The organism is Paenibacillus sp. Soil724D2, assembly GCF_001427935.1.
Lineage (GTDB): Bacteria > Bacillota > Bacilli > Paenibacillales > NBRC-103111 > Paenibacillus_E.
The window spans coordinates 407,652-426,672 of sequence record NZ_LMRY01000006.1 but is presented as its reverse complement, the minus strand read 5'-3'; the positions used below and the strand labels follow the sequence as shown (position 1 = coordinate 426,672).

Sequence of the window (19,021 nt, the reverse complement as noted above, 5' to 3'; positions counted from 1 at the left end):
TTATTTACTCTTGAGAATCACTTCGTATCTTCCAAGCCCTCTCCAGCTGTCTCCCAGCAACTGGCACGCCTCGAACGCTGACGATCTCGCGTGGAGGGGCGGCAGCTATCGCATGCTCAGCATTTATCGCATCAAGCAATATGAAATCTGCAGGGTCTCCTATCTGGAAAGCTGCTGCCGTGGAACCTAAGTAAGGATAAACGGAACGCAGCCGCTCATCGTCATTCCAGCGGTTCATGTCCGCCATTCTCCGGCCTCTCGCAAGCTGGTCGGTAAAGCCGAAGGGTGTCCAAGCATCCAAACCGGTATGGTCGGAGCCAACGTAGACTCTCACCCCTTGCGAGGTTAATTGCGCTACGCGGGGCATGGCTGAATCGATAGGGACGCTGGTGATAATAGCAATGTCCAACGCGCCTAGCCGCTCAGCAATCGCCAAGGATTCAGCTTCTGATACTTGGCCTAGGCAATATGCGTGACTGACCGCGACTTTGCCGCTTTTACTGCTTTGCTCGGTGTAGTCCATAATGCGCTCTAAGGTGAACAGACCCAGATGCCCGGGGTCGTGCAAGTGAATATCGGCTTCCGCGTCATAAGCAACACATAGCTCGAATATGGCGTTCAAGCAGGCTTCGATATCCCGGTCAACGCCTGCGGGGTCAACGCCCCCGACGATAGATGCCCCTTCTTCGAGAGCTTGCTTGATGAGGCTAACCGACTGTGAACGGATTAATCCTTGCTGAGGGAAAGCAACGATTTCTATATCCATCCTGCTTTTGAACTCCTCCTGCAGCCCCCGAACCATCTCTAAATGCGTTAGGCCAATCTCGGGATCGATGTCGACGTGGACGCGAAGCCGTGTAGTTCCGAAGGCCAGCATTTGCTGTAAAATCGTTCGCGCACGCTCCTTCTGCCCGCTTTTCATAGGGGCTAGCAGATCCTTTTCCATTTGAAACTGCTTGAATAATGAATCGACCTTGCGTCGTGATACCCACTCTTGATCCGGAAAAGCTTTGTCCAAATGCACATGATAATCTTTAAAAGTAGGCAGCATCAGCATCCCTTGCGCGTCCCAGGTAATCTTCTCCCAATCACTCGCCCCGGGAACGATTTGGGTAATTATGCCTTGGTCCAAATAGATATCGTGCAGGCCTCCGTTAACATGAACGTTACTTAACCACTGCCCCATGTATGCTGCTCCTTTCATCCTAGCTCCAACTCTGCTAGTGCTTACTAGTTTGCAAATAGTTTCGGAAAAGAAAGGCCAACTTTAAGCGCAGTACGTCACTCATTTTTTTGAAGTCCATCTGCAGGATGTCAGCGATTTTCTCAAGTCGATAAGAGACTGTATTGCGATGAATGAATAAAAGTCGGCTTGTTTCATTGATGGAACCGTCATATTCGAGATACACCTCGAGGGTTAATGCCAGCTCCTGATCAATATGCTTGTTATTACCGTAGATGGGCTCTAGTACGTAATTGTAGTAGCTGCGCATCGCTTCCTCAGAAAGGTGCTGGAACAAAGAGAAGAGCTCGATAGATTCATGATGCAAAACGGTTTGGTTCATACGCAGCCTGTGGGCCACGCGGCTAGTTTCCAGACATTCCTTATAGGCGTCGTACACCAGCTCCGGATGAACTTTAGCTCGACTAACCCAGCAATTCAAGCCTGAAGCGGAAGTTCTTGTTGTCAAACTAGATAGGCAGGTTGTAAGGGCGGCAATAAATTCTTTCTTATGGAACAACTGCTCCTCTGGTAAGGCGAAAATCGAAAGCAGCCCATCGGCGATATAGAGGTGCTCAGACTCATAATGCTGCAACATGGGGTGATAAATGAGCTCCTGACGTACTTCATTCAACAGCCTTTTGGCAGTTGGATGCTCGGGTGAAACCGTTGTGAACACACATTGATAAGTGCTGGAAAGCACACTGAGGTGATAGCTCTTGCAGCTTTTCATAAAATCATGAAAGGAAAGCTCTCTCCCGAAAAAGTCCGTAAACACCTGACTAAGCGCATGCTGCCGTGAGGGATCTTTGCCTTTTTGGATATCCAAACCAAGATGAAACGTTAATATTTCGGCCGCTTGGTGAAATAAGGCTTCCTCTTCTTTGAGTGTGAGCGGAGAATTCAGATACACCTTGAAAAAACCGGTGCAGCCTTGAGGGTCCATCAAAGGAATGCGAAAGCACCGCGTATCTCCGAAGCCTTCCCATTGCGCGCTTTTGTGCCATGGCCACTGATGCAGCAGGATTTCTTCCGCCCATGAGGTGTTGTGAAATAGGATATTTCCGCTGTGCCCGAACACAGCAATGGGCTGCCCCAAAATACCCGAGATCATATGAAAAATATCCGATGATTCTTTATGTCGCAGTGCAAACTGCATGAGCTGCTTTTGTTTTTCTAGGACGTTTTGCAGTTTTTTGGTCGTTTTGGTGTGTTCCGCGTTGAAGAGGGCATCCATCTGGTCGGAAAAGGTGAATTCGTACGGCAGCTCAAGAATGGGGATATCTAATCGATTCGCTTCATCGAATAATTCCTGTGGAATCTGAGACCAGTAGCGGCCTACCTTGATGCCGAGGCCAGCACCGCCACGCTCGTCTAACATGCGTAATAGCGTTAAAGCAACTTCCAGATGGTCTTTCATGACGAAGGCGGTGGTAAACAGCATCTCACCAGACTTGACCCAATCGCCGGCATCGGGAGCATCCATAACGTTGACGGATCTTAAAATCCGGGACACGCCCTTCTGTCCAGCGACCAGCTTCGCGTGAGATAACGGGTAAATCGTTAGCGCTTCTTCGACGGTCAGATGCATCGGGACCCCGCCTTTCTTTCATCAAGAGCCGCATTCTCATGGTAGAAGGTTGTTTGCTTCACAGTGGAAGCGACCAGCTTGCCTTTCTTCCAAACGTACCGCCTCGGGGCGCGTTCGTAGACAACACTTCGTAGGTCAAATGCATCACATAAGACAAGATCTGCGTATGCGCCAACTTTTAAGCCATAATCATCGATCAAAAGGGCTTGTGCGGCGCAAGTTGTTGCCATCTGGGCGATCGTGATCACGTCCTGTTTGGAACCCATGTAGGCGGTTTGGGCGAGAAGTAGTCCTGTATCCAGGGGGTCCGCGGTGCCGAAGGGGGTGAAAGGATTTTGAATATTATTGCTTCCAAAGATTACATTAACGCCTTGCTCTAATAGTAAGGAGACGGGAGTTAATCCGCGGCGGGGGCGATGGTCGTCACCTCGGCCGTTTAAATAGAGATCCGTTGCTGGCAAACACATGACGTGAATGCCGGCATCTGCAATTGACTTGCAAATTTCTTTGGCTTGCTCGTAAGGGAGGGATCCTAGAGATGTGAGATGTCCAACGCTGACGCGCCCCTGCATACCGTACTCGTGCGTCATTCGAATGATCGTGAGAATCGCCAGCATCTGCGGGTCATCGGAGAAATCCACGTGCAAATCCAGGGGCTTATTGAAGGTATGGGCTAAGTTGAAAACAATACTCAGATGCTTTTCGAGATCCGGATCTTGGTACGTAATGCCGCCGACCACATCGGCTCCATGCTGTAAGGCTGTTCTCAACAGTTCTTCTGTACCTGGCTGTTTAATGATACCTTCTTGAGGAAAAGCGACGATCTGTAAGGTTAGGGCGTCTTGATAACGCTCTTTCAGCTCCAACATGACTTCGAGGCCGATGAGGTTAACGATAGGGTCAATCTCTACATGACAACGCATGTGTGTTACGCCGTGAGCTATCGCTTGTTGAATAACTTGTACAGAACGTGTCTTGATACCTTCTTTCGTGAACGTGCGTTTTAGCTCCAAGGTCGATGCCATGGCTTGCTGTATCGTGAGGGCTTCATCTTTCATTTGATTTAACAAAAAAGCTTTATCCAGATGGATGTGCGGTTCTATGAATCCAGGGAGTAGTACGCGTCCGTGGACTTCTATGATGTTTCCTCCGCTGTAGGAGTCAGGCTGATGCTCACTCAGGAAAACAATCCTTCCCGCTTGAATACCGACATCCATGAATGTGCTGAAATGAGGATTAGAGAAACCTTGGATGATCAAATCTGGCTCCATGCCGCTTCACCTCGTGACTGTGTTAATTAATCTAACGTTTAAATTGATTTGTTAAGTGGATTATAGGTCTGTTATATAAAATGAGTCAATTTAATGTCAGTATAATTGTGTATTTTAATAAATTAAGTCCTAAAATTGTGATTATGTAAATTTAAATGTAGGAATAACTCACATAACCTTCCTCTTTTCTCGTTTTTAAAATAGATCTTACGGGAATTCTGTTCTTCAAACCGTCATCTTTCCAACCTGCAATCTGACCTCATTTCTTTGTCCCTCTTTTTACGACTCCATGCTGATCGTTTCAAACTTATCCACAAAGTTACCCACAATATCAACATGTCCACAGAGCAGGCTGTGTATAATAAATCAGACATTCTATGCACATATCCACAGGGCAAGTTACCCACAGCTAAGACGGCTTCTAACACGGAGAAGAACTCCTGCAGATTGACGCTATTAAGCGGATTCAGGGTATTTTCTTGGATGGTTTTCCCTTGTATGGTAAGTAGGTGTATGGTAACTTAGGTGCAAGGTTACATTAACTACCATATGGTTAAAAAGTTGTGGAGGTATTATGAAGAAAATTTTGAGCATTTATTTAACGGATCTTAGGAACTTGTGGAAAGTGCCCACAGGTCTTTTTCTTATGATTGCACTATCCATTTTACCGTCTGTGTATGCCTGGATTAATCTAGAGGCGATGTGGGATCCCTATGCCAATACGTCTGGTATCAAAATTGCTGTAACAAGCAAAGACCAAGGGGCTGTTGTCGAGGATAAATCCATTAATATCGGTAATGAAGTTGTGGATAATTTGAAAAATAATCATTCCTTGGGTTGGACGTTTGTGAACGAGCAGGAGGCTCTGAACGGTGTTGAGCGAGGGGATTATTACGCGAGTTTGATCATTCCGGACGATTTTTCGCGAAAAATAACGAGTATTGTGGATGGATCGATGGAAAAGCCGGAGATTTTATATACAGTAAATGAGAAAATCAATGCGGTTGCGCCCAAAATTACGAGCAAAGGCGCTTCCAGTGTGACTGCGCAAATCAGCGAAAATTTTATTGAAACGGTGAGCACGTCTGTTTTGACGCGAATGAAAGAGCTCGGTATCGATTTGGAGAAAGAGCTGCCGACAATTCGGAATATGGAGTCAAGGATCTTTGAGTTGGAAAAGCGCTTGCCGGAGATTACGGCTATGGGAGATAAGGCGCTTGAGATTGAGCAGAAGCTGCCCGAAATCAAAGAGAAGGGGCAGAAAATCGTTGAGCTCGAGAAACGGATTCCCGAAATAGATCGGGCCGGAGATACGATTCTAAAAATTGAAGAGCGATGGCCAAAGATTGAATCTGCTGCGCAAGAAGTACTGGTCATTCAGCAGAAACTGCCGGAGATTCAGCGGGCCGCTGACCGTATCGCAGAACTGGATCAAAACTTCGGCAAAGTCGAAGAGGCTCTAAACACAGCGATTGATAAATCACGCAAGGCGGACGAAATTGTTACCGCGGCGCTAAACACTCTGCCTAAAATAGAGGCCATTGCTGCGCAAGGTGGCGCGTTTGCAACCCAATTGGCCAATTTTTTACAAAATAATGATGCGGCGTTCCAAGCGCTTATCCCTGTCGTGAAGCAGAATTTGATCTTGCTTCAGCAGACTGCCGATGCGGTAACTCAGCTTACTGGCTTGCTCCAGGATGCTAATCTTGACCCGCAGAAAGCTTTGGCTGCTATAGGGCTGCTCACGGATCGCCTTACTGCGGGCGCGGCGGTCATCGACCGAACAGTTGACCTGCTTACGCGTTTGAATACTTACTTACCGAGTGGCCCGCTTACAGATTCCATAGACCGTTTGAACAGTGTTAAAACCAAGTTCAATAACCAACTTCAAACGTTAAGTAAGATCCAATCGGCCATTCAACGCGGGGAGAAGCCTGCGAAAGACCTTGTGGATAATTTGAACACATTGTCCAAAGAGGCGAGCAGCGCATTAGGCAATATCTTGTCGCGCTATGACTCGGAAATTGTTCCTAACATTACCAAAGCACTGGATCAGATGAAATCTATTGCCCAAAATTCAGCTGCTGTGCTGCAAACACTGCAGTCTCAATTGCCGAACATCAAAGAGATCTTAGTGGACGCCCAGAGCGGCATTCATTTTACGCAAGCTCAGCTCGATATGCTGCAAAAGGATCTGCCGAATATCCGCGCGAAGGTACATGAAGCGTCAACGACCCTTCAGACCAAAATGAACGAGTTCACCAACGCGATCAATGAAGCCGCGCCGTTCGTTCGCAATGATCTTCCCAAAGTCGAGCAAAAGCTGCATGAGGCAGCAGACTTTGTACGCAATGATTTACCGGCAGCTGAGGATGAAATCCGTAAATTGTCTGATCTGTACCAGACGAAATTTCCGGAGGTCGAGAGTGCCGTTCATTTAGCGGCCAACCTTGTGCGCAACGATCTGCCAGCATTTGAGGTGGCAGTCCGCAAGGCTGCGGATCAAATCCGTAAGGTAGAAGGCGGGGGCAGCATCGAAGAAATTCTGCGACTGCTGCAAAATGATATTCAGAAGCAAAGTGATTTCCTCGCGAATCCTGTGCTGATTAAAGAAGATAGGCGCTTCCCTATTCCGAACTATGGGTCGGCGATGTCGCCCTTTTATACAACGCTATCCCTGTGGGTAGGCGCTATGCTGCTTGTTTCGATGATGCGAGTAGATGTGGATAACCCGGACGGCCTGCTGAAGCCGCACCATATCTACTTTGGACGTATGCTCATCTTCCTGACGGTTGGATGTCTCCAAGCTATCATCGTCACGCTCGGCGATATATACCTCCTGGGAACATATGTTGTGGATAAGTTTTGGTTTATTATCTTTGCCATTCTCATCAGTAAAGTTTTCATAACCATCACGTATACATTGGTCTCCGTATTCGGGAACATTGGCAAAGGAATTGCGATCATCTTCCTTGTGCTTCAGTTTTCCAGCTCTGGAGGAACTTTTCCGGTTAGCACAGCATCGCCTTTTTTCCAAAAACTTAACCCGCTCGTACCGTTCACTTATGCGGTAGGTATCATGCGCGAGGCGGTTGGAGGCATGCTGCTCTCCGTGGTGCTTAGGGATGTGTTCTACCTCTGCGTGTTCATTGCGATTTGCTACGTCATTGCTCTAGCGCTGAAAAAGCCGCTCAGTGGCTATACTCAGAAAGTTGCGGAAAAAGCGAAGCAGACGAAGCTGATTTCTTGAAGATAGTTAGACGGCTTGCATTAGGCTAAGGGAGGGGGGGGCTTTTGCTGAAAACATTATTACTGGCGGGTGCAATTTTGCATGCCATCCCTCCAAATATAGAGTTGTTTGACATTGATTTAGGCAAGGTTACGAAGACCGCTCCCTCATCCAAACAAATACAAGAGGAAGTTCTGGGCTGGTTAAAATCGATCAATGGCATAGACGGCGTTCGTAAAACGGATTTTTACATCATTTTGAAACGATTACCAATTGAACTCGTCTTTAGTTAAAAGGCGGTGTTAGTATGAATAAATTAATCATATGGATTTTTCTTCTTGTGTTTCTATTTCCCGCAAATACCTATGCGCTATCCTGTGCGCAAATGCCATCGATGGATCAGGCTTATGACCAATATGACGGTGTAATTATTGGGCATGTTGAGGGTGTAGTTCGCAAAAAGGAGAGTAATCAAATTCAATTAACCGTCGTAAAAAGCTATAAAGGTATTGAGGAACATACAATAAAAGTGGTCGAAGACATCACATGGGGATCACTTAATGGGCCAAGTGAGAAGGGCGTGAACTATCTCTTTTTTCTAAAAAAGAAAGGGGACGAATGGGTAAACCCGCTTTGCGCCCCATCCAAGAAGCTAGTCGACGCATCCAAAGAGCTCGACTATTTGAAAGATAAAGAGGTCTCCTTGAAAGAGGCTAAAGGTACAGCAGAATCTGTTACTTCCATAGGAGACCCTACGTCCAATCGCTGGATTATCATCGCCATCTTTGTTGGTTTGATCGGGGCTATCTTATATAGAATTCTACGTTATAGGAAGCGATTTAAGAGAAATAAATAAGCATTTACTTGCTTCACTAGCCTTTTCAGACTTGTGCATAGTCACAGGTCTTTTCTGTGCATGTTTCCTTTTTGCAAAAATAGAACTTAGACTTTGGTCTAGGTTTTTTCGCGACCTTTGGCTAACGAAAGACAGTACCTTAGTGCGTTAAGAAGTTAGTGGATCTCTTTTATAATGAAGATAACGTAAAGGAGAGCGAGGAATTGATGTGAAAAAAACTTCGTGGTGGTCGTATATAATGGCTTGCAGCGGCTTGCTATTGATCCCCCTAGTGGGTCTCATCTACATTCATCTGAATCAGGCGGACGGGGTGGCTTACAGCTTAGTTACTGATTTGGATCGGCAAATTCCGTTTATGAAGAGCTTCGTTATACCTTACCTGTCTTGGTATGGGTTTCTGTTGGTTGGGTTCCTATATTTGGCTTATAAGGATCGCAGCATGTACTATAAAACACTTTTTCAGTTCATAATGGGTCTTCTCCTGTGCTATGGGGTATATGCTATATATCAGACGACTGTTCCTCGGCCGGAGCTAACCGGAAGCGATTGGCTGCTGCGGATGGTACAGTGGGTGTATCGCTCAGATCAACCGTTTAACTGTTTTCCAAGTACGCATGTGTTAACTTCGTATTTAATGATGAAAGCCTATTTAAGATCAACAACTATATCTTGGTCCTACAAAATAGCTGTTACGAGCATGTCACTGCTCATTATTGTATCGACGCTGCTCGTAAAGCAGCATGTTCTTCTGGATATCGTAGGTGCTGTACTGATTTCAGAGGGTGTCGTGTACGTTGTGGAACGTTTTAGAATTAGTTTGCTGAAAGATTCGGTGGCTGTGAATACGCAGCAGCGAAAGTTAGAAGGGGGACTTAGAAGATGAAACGTAGGGACAAACTATTAATCCTAACAGGCAGCCTAGGGGACGGGCATAATAAAGCAGCGCAAGCGATTCTGGAAGCTGCACGGTTTTATAAACCGGATGTGGACGTGAAAGTGGTTGATTTCCTAGAGTGGACGCATCCTTACCTGCATTCTGTGGGCAAATACTGCTATATGCAGTGGGTGAAAAGTCTGCCTTCAGTTTACGGGTATTTGTACCGCAAGACGCGAGAGGATAATACATTGTCCCATATGTTCAAAAAGATGAAATCGTTCAGCACCGATAGGATGCTGGAACTGCTGGACGAAGAGGAGCCGACGGAAGTGGTGTGCACCTTTCCAGGAGCGGCCGCGGCGATGTCGTACTTAAAATGTAATGGACTGACTACGGTGCCTACTGTGACAGTGATGACCGATTATACAGATCACAGTTACTGGGTTCATCCCGGTACGGATCGTTATCTGGTTGGTGCCGAGCATGTGAAGCAATCGCTTCTGCGTTACCGGATTCCGGAGCAGCGTATTATGGTGACGGGTATTCCGATTCGAAGGCCTTTCACGCAAACGTATGATCGTAATGAGCTCCGTGATAAGCATGGATTGCATCGTGACATGCCTACTGTACTGGTAATGGGCGGCGGGCATGGTTTGATTGGCAAGCAGTTCAAGTCTGTGCTGCAATCAGATGATTTGGCGGTGCCGGTGCAGTTTGTATTCGTATGCGGACGCAACGAGAAGCTGAAGCAGCAGCTAGAGGAGGAGCTGGGCGGCGAGAAAACACGTCATCGCGTGATGGTCACAGGATTCGTGGATCATGTCCACGAGCTGATGGCTTTATCCGATCTGATCGTGACGAAGCCGGGAGGACTTACCGTATCCGAGGCGCTCGCACTCGAGCTACCGATGATGCTGTACAAGCCGATACCTGGTCAAGAGCAGGATAATGCGGCATTTCTTGTTGGCCTTGGAGCCGCGATTGAAGTAAAGAATGCCGTGGAGCTGAAAAGACAATTGCTTGAGGTTATCGCCAACCAGTCTTTGCTCGTGAGACTTAAGAAAAATGCAAAGCTTAGTCAGCAGAACCCAGATGCTCTTCACACGCTGAATGCAATATTGGATACTCACCATCATTTCATCCCTGCGCTAGATGGCCTGCAGCTAGCCTATGCAAATGTGTGATCCATTGGGCCATCAACAACGAATGTAAAGTTAGTATTGTTTTGGGAGTCCCTTTGTCCCTCTTTTTCCCCTTCGAAAAGCACCGTACTTTGGCTCAAAATGTACAGGTGCTTTTTTGTTGTCAAGTTTGGTGTCAATGTGGGGAGTGTGGAGATTTTTCTGGTTTAAATCTGTAGATGGGGGATTTACTTGACAAGCTGTTATTGTCAATGTAAGTGGGGAAATCAGCGAAAATGGACGGCCTCTGACTGCTGCCGCTACTTGCGCTTCGCGCCAGACCGTGGCCAGCCCTGAGGTCGGCGCCATTGCCAGTACCACGTCCGGCGAAAGGCCAGCACCACGGCCGGGACCATGGCCGGAACCATGGCCGGAACCATGGCCGGAACCATGGCCGGGACCATGGCCGGAACCATGACCGGCGCTAAGGCTAATGCCGTGGCCAGCACCGTGGCCGGGACCATGGCCGGAACCATGACTGGCGCCAAGGCCAGTACCGTGGCCGGCACCACGGCCGGCGAAAGGCCAGCCCCACGACCGGGACCATGGCCGGAACCATGACTGGTGCTAAGGCTAGTACCGTGGCCAGTAGCATGGCCAGCGCCACGGCCCAACGCCGAGCAACTCCGCACCCTTGATGCTCATATACTATACGATCTTATTTATCCTCATGCATCGTGACCACGATGTCTTGCTCGTAATTTCCAAATTGCTTGCCGAACAAAGTGATGCCGCCGCAGTTTGTGGAGTCTTCTAAGGATGCAATTCGAAATTGGATGTCTTTTGCAAAAGAAATATTTAAGTCTTGGATGGTAATGTCGGAAATCTTCGTTCCGTCCAAGAAAGAGCCTTGCGGATTGACGGTTATGATTTTCAAAAGACCGTGCTGAGTGAAACCATTTCCCCACCAATCCGGGGATAGCACGCCTCTTTGCTTTCCAAAATCACCGGGGCTCGTCCACTGACCCAGGGGAGTTTCGTTGATAAAAAAAGAAATATCAGATGGCCAATTCTCGTTAAACCCCGGGGCTTCGGAACAGATTTCAAAAGAAATTTCCATCGAGCGAAGCTTCTGATTGCTGTGAAAAAAGTTAGGGATTCTATATTCGACATAGCCGCTCCCGAACCAGAGGATGCCGGCATGCACATGCTGGGGATCCGCGAAATATCTGGGGTCATCAATGACGCCAATGATTTGCGTAGGCGAAGCAAGACCGCACGTAGGCCTCACTTCGAAAGATGAGTATTGGCCAACCGGAATTGAAATCGTATTCGTCGGATGTTCATACGGTTTCTTTGCTTTGAACTGAAGTGTCGCAAGCTCTAGCTGCAGATAACATACTTTCTGTGTCCCGCGAACACCGGTCATACTTTCGGACGTAACAATTCCGGCTTGTTCTAGCTTCTGTATATGCTTAGTTACAATAGCGGATGAAATCTCCAGGCGCTGTGATAATTGCTTGATATTCAAAGGTTCTTCACTCAGCAGCTCAATGATTTTCACTCGGGTCTCCGAGGAGAAACATTCTAGGAAGTACATATTTTTGGTCGAAACCTCAATTTGCATAGTGGAACCTCATTCTAATGTTTTTATTCATTGTATAACTCGAAGGTTAATTAAACAACGTTAAAACAGTATTTAAACAGCGTGTTCTACTCAACTTGCACTACATTGTTGCATTTTGTGCATCTTAGCAGAGTACAGCGACGTTTTGCTCAACTCCAATGCCTAACTAAGATCTCCCACACGCCAGAATGTTGTATTTTGTGCAACAAAATGGCGGTTTCCTTGGACGAATTGGCTTTTTGTTGTACCGCGTACAACAATTTGGAGGGAATAGCTCAGAAATAGGCGACTTAAGCTCAAATTGTTGTACGAAATACAACAGTAGCAGCCTACAATGGCGTGAGGAAGGTGTATTGTTGCACAAAATACAACTTGGACTATCGTGAACTCGGGGAATTTCAATTATCGGGTCCCAAACTGGTGTTGGATGCCCAACTGCTAGAAGCCAATTAAAGTTGCATGAATCGATGCGTGTCTAAGTAGTGGTTGTGGTGGCCAGATTGGAGCGAGTACTCTGATTGGTGCGTGTCCGATTAATAATTATCCCTAACTCGCCGGAATGATGTATTTTGTGCAACAATATGGCGGTTTCCTTGGACAAATTGACTTTTTGTTGTACCGCGTACAATAATTTGGAGGGAATCGCTCAGAAATAGGCGATTTAAGCTCAAATTGTTGTACGAAATACAACAGTAGCAGCCTACAATGGCGTGAGGAAGGTGTATTGTTGCACAAAATACAACTTGAACTATCGTGAACTCGGGGGATTTCAATTATCGGGTCCCAAACTGGTGTTGGATGCCCAACTGCTAGATACCAATTAAAGTTGCCCGACTTGATGCATGTCTAAGTCGCGGTTGTGGCTGCCCGAATTGGTGCGTGTCCGACTAATAAGTATCCCTAACTCGCCAGAATGGTGTATTTTGTGCAACAATATGGCGGTTTCCTTGGTCAAATTGGCTTTTTTTTGTACCGCGTTAGTACTAATGCACCAGACTCAACCGGCTAAATCAAATACTGCCATGCACCTTCCTTCAGCTCATAGTAACAGGTATATTTGCCGCTCGTTATTGAGCGAAGGATGCCCTTTTCGACTAAACGATACAGCCATTTACGGGCTGTACGAAAATTTACGTCACTATTCAGGATGATGTCTTTGGGACGAATCGGCTTTCCAAGGTTTACTGCTAACCTAAGGACTTCCTTTTCTTCTGGAGAGATAGAAGTGGCTGCTAAATTGCGGAGGAGATGAGGTCCGATTACCAGCTGGAGCAGCATCCGACATACCTCGGGCCGGTTCTGGATATCGTCGAAGGAGAAATGAATCATTGTCCATCCCATTCCTGTGAGGAATGTATCTCGGTTCAGAGCGTAACTGAATTTCTCGCGGTCCATATCTTTAATATGGCTTTGATAGCCGTCGCACTCAATTCCAAACGACCGAATGGGGTGAGGAAAGCAAAGTCGAGGAATTGCGATTTGCGATTCCAGTCGTAGATCTCATATTCCGGATGCAGGTTGTTGAAGTTTCCGAATATCGGCCACCATACTTACTGTAGCAGCAGCTTTTCTGCATAGTTGTGCCCCCTAATTAAACGCCCCTTTCTATCACCGCTTCTGCGAGAGTGATGGCTTTCTATGAACGATTGATGTGCTTGTTCAAATGGCATTTGGCAAACGCCTCCTTATAAAAGAATAAAAAAACGCCCTTGCGCCACATGGCTCAAGGACGTTCTTCGTCTAATAAACATTATAACATTTTGTTGTAGAAAGAGGAATTGAAATGATTATCGCTATCCCAGCGCTTTACAAGAATCGCGCTCAATGAGTTTTCCATAGATGGAAATCTTCGCAGGGCTTCCGCCGAAGTCAATTTTGCGAATGAGAAAATCCACGGCTTCATGGCCGAGCTGTTCCCTTTGCGCCTGAATCGTCGTTAAGCGAGGGGCGATCATTTGAGCTGCTTCAATGTCGCCAAACCCAACAACAGAGATATCCTCCGGTACCTTGTAGCCTTTGGAAATAAGGGTTTGGATGAAGGAAATCGCAATGCGATCATCTGCACAAAACCAAGCTGTTGGCATGGAAGTCATCGCATCGAGATGATCTGCTAACTGGGCGGGGGTGGAATTTAGCGCCTCCAGTTTCGTATCGATTGCCAGCCCTGCATCAGACAGGGCATTTTGGTATCCAGACCAGCGTTCTTTGAAGCTCTTCGATTTATTAATCTCACCTATAAAACCTATCTGCTTGTGACCTTTGTCGATAAGATGGGTGACGATTTTGTAAGCATCTTCGGCATTCGCTGTCACAACGGCGTCAAGCTGTAAGCTGTCGTAATAATGATCCACCGTAACGAGGGGAATTCCCAAGTCAAAAAGCATTCGAACATAGTTAAGATGAAGGACACCAACGAGTAATAGGCCATGAATATCAATTTCATGATAAAGCTCCGGCAGGATGAGTTGATCCTCCATCTCTTGTGTGACACCGCAGATAATGGCGTTGTAGCCACTTTCTTTGGCTCTTTTTTCTATGGACCAGAACACTTCGTAGTAGAAAATTTTATCATTACGAATGTTTTCAGGGATTAAGACGAGCAGGTTGCCGCGTTTCTTTTTCGTTTTTGTATCTGTTCGGTAGTTCAACTGATTAGCTGCTTCGAAAATACGATAGCGCAATTCTTCGCTGACGCCAGCTTTATTATTAAGGGCCAAGGAGACGGCATTCTTGGAAATGCCCAACTTATCGGCGATGTCTTGCATGGAGGTTTTCGAGTTCATTTATGTATGGCCCCTTGAGAAGTATGTAGATCCTGTTTATATTCTATAATTATATATGTTTTTGTAAAGTGAAGTCAATTCGATAATCAATTTACAAAATAGATATTGTCAATGTTGTTGTCTAGAGCATTAGCTTCTATTAATGAATTCCTCAAGTACATCTAACTTTACAGATGAAAGCGGTCCTGAATTATCGAAATAGAGAATCGAAGAGGGATCAATTACCCATTTGATTTCTCTGCGAACGAGCGACTGGCTAAATTGCTTCCAGTTGTCCAGTTTCCAAACATCCAAAGCGGAGCCTCTAGACTGTATACGTTCTTGGTAGGCATTCTCGCTTGGTAAATAGACAAAAACAGCCCTAACGCACACATCGTTAATCGTAGCACCAATATTCGAAAGTTCCTTTTCCAGCCATAGTGGATCTGCCAGTTCTTTGGTGAAAGGTCCGACCACAATGGCATCCAATCCTAGCTCGAGATTCTCAAGTGCAGCATCCATCGTTATGCGGTATCCCAAATCGCGACAGTATGTCTTGTATGTGGGGGAATCCCGGTCGTTCGGGTCTTGTCCAGCAAGGGTCATGATCGCTTCTGCCGCTGGCCGGAGCAGCGTATCCATGTCAAGGAAAGCTCCGCCGTGCTTGCGTGCCCATGCTTTGGCGAGTGTCGTTTTCCCTGCACCGGCAGGACCTATGAAAAATATGAGTTTTCGCATGCCTAACCTCCGAATAATGATTCCTTTTAAGGGGATTTGTACGAATATTGTAACATATGGGGCTCAAATCACATGAAATTCAGCAAACGTTCAGCTAATATTAAGGTTCTATTAAGGTTTAAGCCATATTTACTTCACACTTATAAAGTAAAATACATAGCACAGGGGGCTAAAAACCATACTGGAAGGAAAGATAGAGATGAAAAATAAAAATAAACCACTTGTCGGAAGTGGAAATAAAACAGCAGCCCTTTCTTTGTCAGCAACTGGAACCCAACATAAACAAGTTCATATTTTGAACAAATCGATTCCACAAATGACCATCAATTCTGATAGTATTTCTGAAAAAAAGGCTAATGATTGGCCTACCCAAGGTTGGAAAACATCTACACCAGAGGCGCAAGGGATGAACTCGGCTGGGCTAGCCAAAATGCTCGAAGTTTTTCGCGACCAGCAGGTACATAGTGTGGCGGTTATTCGTAACGGACATTTGGTTGCTGAAGCTTATAATGAGAGTACCCAAGCTGACTTGCCGCAAGATGTGAAGTCCGTGACCAAAAGCGTGACGTCCGCCTTGATCGGTATTGCCTTGTCTGAGCGTAAGCTGATAAGTCTGGATCAAAGGCTTGCTGCTTTTTTTCCTGAACTAGAAAGTGATCCACTGAAGTCAAAGATTATGTTAAAGCATTTACTTAATATGACCTCGGGGCTAGCGTGGAACAATGAAAATGAACAATCCTCTACCGAAATGATGTACTCATCGGACTGGGTGCAAAATGTGCTGGAACGTCCGGCTAAGAACCAGCCTGGTGCAATGTTTAATTACAGCAATGGTGATGCACATCTTCTGTCCGCTGTACTGCAAAAGGTAACGGGTGAGTCCATGTTTGACTATGCCAAATCCCGCCTGTTCGAGCCGCTCGGTATAACAGATGTAAACTGGAATCATGATCCTGGGGGCTGCACGATTGGGGCTTGGGCTCTGGCTTTAACGTTAAGAGACATGGCCAAAATTGGCTATCTATATCTGAAGGAAGGCCAATGGGAAGACAAGACTATTTTTCCGAAGTCATGGGTCCGGGAGTCAGTGACTAAGCGCATATTCCTCAATTACAGTAATGGTACACAAGGCGGTTACGGCTATTATTGGTGGTCCAAGCCCTTGGCTCAGGGGCTAGTCAGAGGAAGCAAAAAGCAGCATGAAGTGTTCTATGCATCTGGTTCAGGCGGAAGACGCATATTTGTCGTTCCTGATCTGCAATTAGTCGTTGCTGCTACAGCACACTCTGCGGATGTGGACATGCCGGAAAATCTGCTGAACCATGTGGTGCAGGCCATTAGATCGGATAAGCCGATTCAGGAGAATTCGGATGCTTTTACTGGGTTGGGTCAGGCTGTTGAGGCTTTTAAGATCGGATTAGAGTAGGCTTATAGAGTTTATAGAAATAATGAAGGAGCTGCCGCGGCAGCTCCTTTTCTTTTTGTGAATTAAGTGAGTAGTAGTTCGTAAAAGTGCAGGGATTTATTGGGATTAATTGAATTAATGATTAGGGGAGTAAATGATATTTTGATAAGGGGACAACCCTAACCTAGAGAATAACTGGAGTTGATCATTTTGTCTGTAAATGTAACACACAAAATATATACAATGTGTATGGTACAGGACGGAACTAAAGTACTATTAATGAATAGACCGGATAAACTTGGCTTCCCAGGATACATAGCACCGGGAGGGAAGGTTGATTTTCCTGAGAGTATAGTTAATGGGGCCATTCGGGAAGTACGAGAAGAGACTGGATTGATTGTTAAAGACATTATTTATAAAGGTCTGGATGAATTTTGCGAACCTGAAAAAGGACTAAGATATATGGTATTTAACTATTTGGCCACATCATTTGAGGGAGATATACTCGAAAATCCACCTGAAGGAGAACTATTGTGGGTAGAAATCGAAGAAGCATTAAAGTTACCTATGCAGGATTGGTTTAAGCGAAGATTTCCTTTGTTTTTTAAACAGGGAACTTTCGAGATGAGTTTCGTTTGGAATGAGAAAAGCAATGAAACATTAGAACAGACGATTAAAAACTATGGTGTGGGCCAATTCAATCATATTAATGAGCAATAATAATCACAAAAGAACTGAGGAAAATATATGAAAGCTCCTTTTAAGGAAATTTTGAAATCGGAAGATGAAATCAGAGAATTAATAGGCTTTCCAAGTGACCTTGTAAAGCGAAAAGTAATTAACAGTCTAGATAAACATTGTCAGGATTTAATAGGTTTATCACCTTTATTATTTTTATCGACTTCAGATGAGCGTGGTTATTGTGATGTTTCACCAAGAGGAGATGCTCCCGGTTCGGTACTTGTTCTTAATGAAAAATATTTTGTTATTCCAGAAAGACCTGGGAACCGCAGGATTGATTCACTAAGAAATATATTATCTAATCCTCATGTTGGAATCATATTTATCATTCCTGGGCTGGAAGAAACATTAAGAATTAATGGGCGAGCATTTGTGATTAAAGATGAAGGAATTCTGAAGCAGATGAAAGCCAAGGAAAAATACCCTGTATTAGGAATTGGAGTAGAAGTCGAAGAATGCTTCATTCATTGTGCTAAAGCATTCAAACGTTCTGGTATTTGGGATAGTAAGTCTTGGGCAGTAGAGGACTCTTTACCATCAATTCCAAGAATATTATCAGAACATGTGAATTCAACTCCATATACCATTGAAGTAATCACTAAGGGATTACAAGAGAGCTATGAGAAGAGACTGTATTAAACATAGGGTACCTGCTGGCTTCGGATTAGCCTTCTTTATTAACCAATATTGGATGAAGATAATTTAAAATAATATGAGGTGGAATTATGCTGGATGAATTCACAAAGAAACGATTGGAAAATATTTTGCAGGCATATATTGAGAAGAAAATTCCCAAACATTTAAACAACCAGATTCGGATGGTGTATAAATTTAGAGGGAATAATGTGACACTCATCGAGGAAAGAGAACCCTATATGGGCACGGAATGGACGCAATATGATATTGCGCAGTTCAGATTAGAATCAAATGTATGGAAGGTTTATTGGAGAGACAGTAGGGACAAGTGGCACTGGGTTGATTATATCGATCCCGATAGTAATTTTGAAAAACAATTACAATTAGTTGATCAGGACAATACAGGCGTGTTTTGGGGATAAAGATTGCGAAAGTTTGATGACCCGCGACAAGGCATTTATAGAACTGAGGTAACCCATGAGGAGAATAATTTGTCTTATTCTTTCTGTATTCGTACTATCAGGTTGTCATACATACACTCTTCAAGACGCAAAGAAGAATGGAGATATTATTGTAGGTCATCTGGGGCCAACGAACTTTGAAAAGATTGATTCTTTTATTACAGATTTTGAAAATCAGAAAGCATCAAAACTAAGAATTACTAGTTACTCAGAGGAAGGGGATCCAATATTAAGTGATCTCATTTATGATGGGAAGCAAATTAACTATATATTTGATGATTCAAGAGATAAACATGGTGGAATTCAAAAAGGGAAAGATAAAACCTCGTGCAATAAAATTGAGAAGAGAAGTGTAACGAGAGAGGGCAGTATTAAAGGATTTGAATATATCTTAACGGGTTGTAAGGAGATTATTGGTTTCCACTCGGGCGATAAAAATGAAATTTTCTTAATGTTTAAAGCGCAATAATTGTTTCGTGGTCTG

General features: G+C 45.1%; 17 protein-coding genes. 10 read left to right on the top strand and 7 right to left on the bottom strand.

The genetic code is table 11. The features are described from left to right. Positions 1 to 4: 4 nt before the first annotated feature. The 3 genes from ASG85_RS09155 to ASG85_RS09145 are packed head-to-tail and all read right to left on the bottom strand — an operon-like array spanning position 5 to position 4,084. Positions 5 to 1,186, bottom strand: a complete 1,182-nt coding sequence (locus ASG85_RS09155; RefSeq protein WP_162257245.1) for an amidohydrolase family protein — start codon at positions 1,184 to 1,186, stop codon at positions 5 to 7. A 34-nt stretch (positions 1,187 to 1,220) separates the two neighbouring features. Continuing rightward, positions 1,221 to 2,813 (bottom strand): PucR family transcriptional regulator, encoded by a 1,593-nt coding sequence (locus ASG85_RS09150; RefSeq protein WP_060646006.1) that lies wholly within the window; start codon positions 2,811 to 2,813, stop codon positions 1,221 to 1,223. Further along, the gene (locus tag ASG85_RS09145) at positions 2,804 to 4,084 is read right to left on the bottom strand and encodes an amidohydrolase family protein (protein WP_060646005.1); all 1,281 of its coding nucleotides are present in this window, start codon (positions 4,082 to 4,084) and stop codon (positions 2,804 to 2,806) included. Before ASG85_RS09145 ends, ASG85_RS09150 begins: the two co-directional genes overlap by 10 nt. Before the next feature lie 574 nt (positions 4,085 to 4,658). Between ASG85_RS09145 and ASG85_RS09140 the strand changes: the two genes are divergently transcribed. From ASG85_RS09140 to ASG85_RS09120, 5 genes are all read left to right on the top strand, one after another. Further along, positions 4,659 to 7,334: a YhgE/Pip domain-containing protein gene (locus tag ASG85_RS09140; protein ID WP_060646004.1), complete on the top strand. Its 2,676-nt coding sequence runs from the start codon at positions 4,659 to 4,661 to the stop codon at positions 7,332 to 7,334. A 44-nt stretch (positions 7,335 to 7,378) separates the two neighbouring features. Further along, positions 7,379 to 7,606 (top strand): hypothetical protein, encoded by a 228-nt coding sequence (locus ASG85_RS09135; protein WP_060646003.1) that lies wholly within the window; start codon positions 7,379 to 7,381, stop codon positions 7,604 to 7,606. A 14-nt stretch (positions 7,607 to 7,620) separates the two neighbouring features. Further along, entirely contained in the window at positions 7,621 to 8,169 is a 549-nt protein-coding gene (locus tag ASG85_RS09130) for a hypothetical protein (protein ID WP_060646002.1), read from the top strand. 208 nt (positions 8,170 to 8,377) lie between these two features. Further along, positions 8,378 to 9,052: a phosphatase PAP2 family protein gene (locus ASG85_RS09125; RefSeq protein ID WP_156390020.1), complete on the top strand. Its 675-nt coding sequence runs from the start codon at positions 8,378 to 8,380 to the stop codon at positions 9,050 to 9,052. Continuing rightward, complete coding sequence (locus ASG85_RS09120) at positions 9,049 to 10,230, top strand: MGDG synthase family glycosyltransferase (RefSeq protein WP_057304036.1); 1,182 nt, start codon at positions 9,049 to 9,051, stop codon at positions 10,228 to 10,230. Before ASG85_RS09125 ends, ASG85_RS09120 begins: the two co-directional genes overlap by 4 nt. A 655-nt stretch (positions 10,231 to 10,885) precedes the next feature. Here the strand turns inward: ASG85_RS09120 and ASG85_RS09110 are convergent. From ASG85_RS09110 to ASG85_RS09095, 4 genes are all read right to left on the bottom strand, one after another. After that, positions 10,886 to 11,794 carry an ArsR/SmtB family transcription factor gene (locus ASG85_RS09110; protein WP_060646000.1) on the bottom strand — a complete coding sequence of 303 codons (909 nt, stop codon included), beginning with the start codon at positions 11,792 to 11,794 and terminating at the stop codon, positions 10,886 to 10,888. 1,005 nt (positions 11,795 to 12,799) lie between these two features. After that, positions 12,800 to 13,123 carry a hypothetical protein gene (locus ASG85_RS39735; RefSeq protein WP_321166575.1) on the bottom strand — a complete coding sequence of 108 codons (324 nt, stop codon included), beginning with the start codon at positions 13,121 to 13,123 and terminating at the stop codon, positions 12,800 to 12,802. 464 nt (positions 13,124 to 13,587) lie between these two features. Next, positions 13,588 to 14,577 carry a LacI family DNA-binding transcriptional regulator gene (locus tag ASG85_RS09100; protein ID WP_060645999.1) on the bottom strand — a complete coding sequence of 330 codons (990 nt, stop codon included), beginning with the start codon at positions 14,575 to 14,577 and terminating at the stop codon, positions 13,588 to 13,590. 129 nt (positions 14,578 to 14,706) lie between these two features. Further along, positions 14,707 to 15,294 carry an AAA family ATPase gene (locus tag ASG85_RS09095; RefSeq protein ID WP_057304041.1) on the bottom strand — a complete coding sequence of 196 codons (588 nt, stop codon included), beginning with the start codon at positions 15,292 to 15,294 and terminating at the stop codon, positions 14,707 to 14,709. Positions 15,295 to 15,493: 199 nt separating this feature from the next. Between ASG85_RS09095 and ASG85_RS09090 the strand changes: the two genes are divergently transcribed. The 5 genes from ASG85_RS09090 (at position 15,494) to ASG85_RS09070 (ending at position 19,006) form a co-directional block, all read left to right on the top strand. Beyond that, entirely contained in the window at positions 15,494 to 16,720 is a 1,227-nt protein-coding gene (locus ASG85_RS09090) for a serine hydrolase domain-containing protein (RefSeq protein WP_060645998.1), read from the top strand. Between the two features lie 222 nt (positions 16,721 to 16,942). Then, positions 16,943 to 17,419, top strand: coding sequence for an 8-oxo-dGTP diphosphatase (locus ASG85_RS09085; RefSeq protein ID WP_082588026.1), 477 nt, complete (start codon positions 16,943 to 16,945; stop codon positions 17,417 to 17,419). Positions 17,420 to 17,446: 27 nt separating this feature from the next. Continuing rightward, the gene (locus ASG85_RS09080) at positions 17,447 to 18,079 is read left to right on the top strand and encodes an MSMEG_1061 family FMN-dependent PPOX-type flavoprotein (RefSeq protein ID WP_060645996.1); all 633 of its coding nucleotides are present in this window, start codon (positions 17,447 to 17,449) and stop codon (positions 18,077 to 18,079) included. A gap of 86 nt (positions 18,080 to 18,165) precedes the next feature. Beyond that, positions 18,166 to 18,498: a DUF3024 domain-containing protein gene (locus tag ASG85_RS36875; protein WP_057304045.1), complete on the top strand. Its 333-nt coding sequence runs from the start codon at positions 18,166 to 18,168 to the stop codon at positions 18,496 to 18,498. Positions 18,499 to 18,553: 55 nt separating this feature from the next. Beyond that, complete coding sequence (locus ASG85_RS09070) at positions 18,554 to 19,006, top strand: DUF4362 domain-containing protein (protein WP_057304046.1); 453 nt, start codon at positions 18,554 to 18,556, stop codon at positions 19,004 to 19,006. Positions 19,007 to 19,021 lie beyond the last annotated feature (15 nt).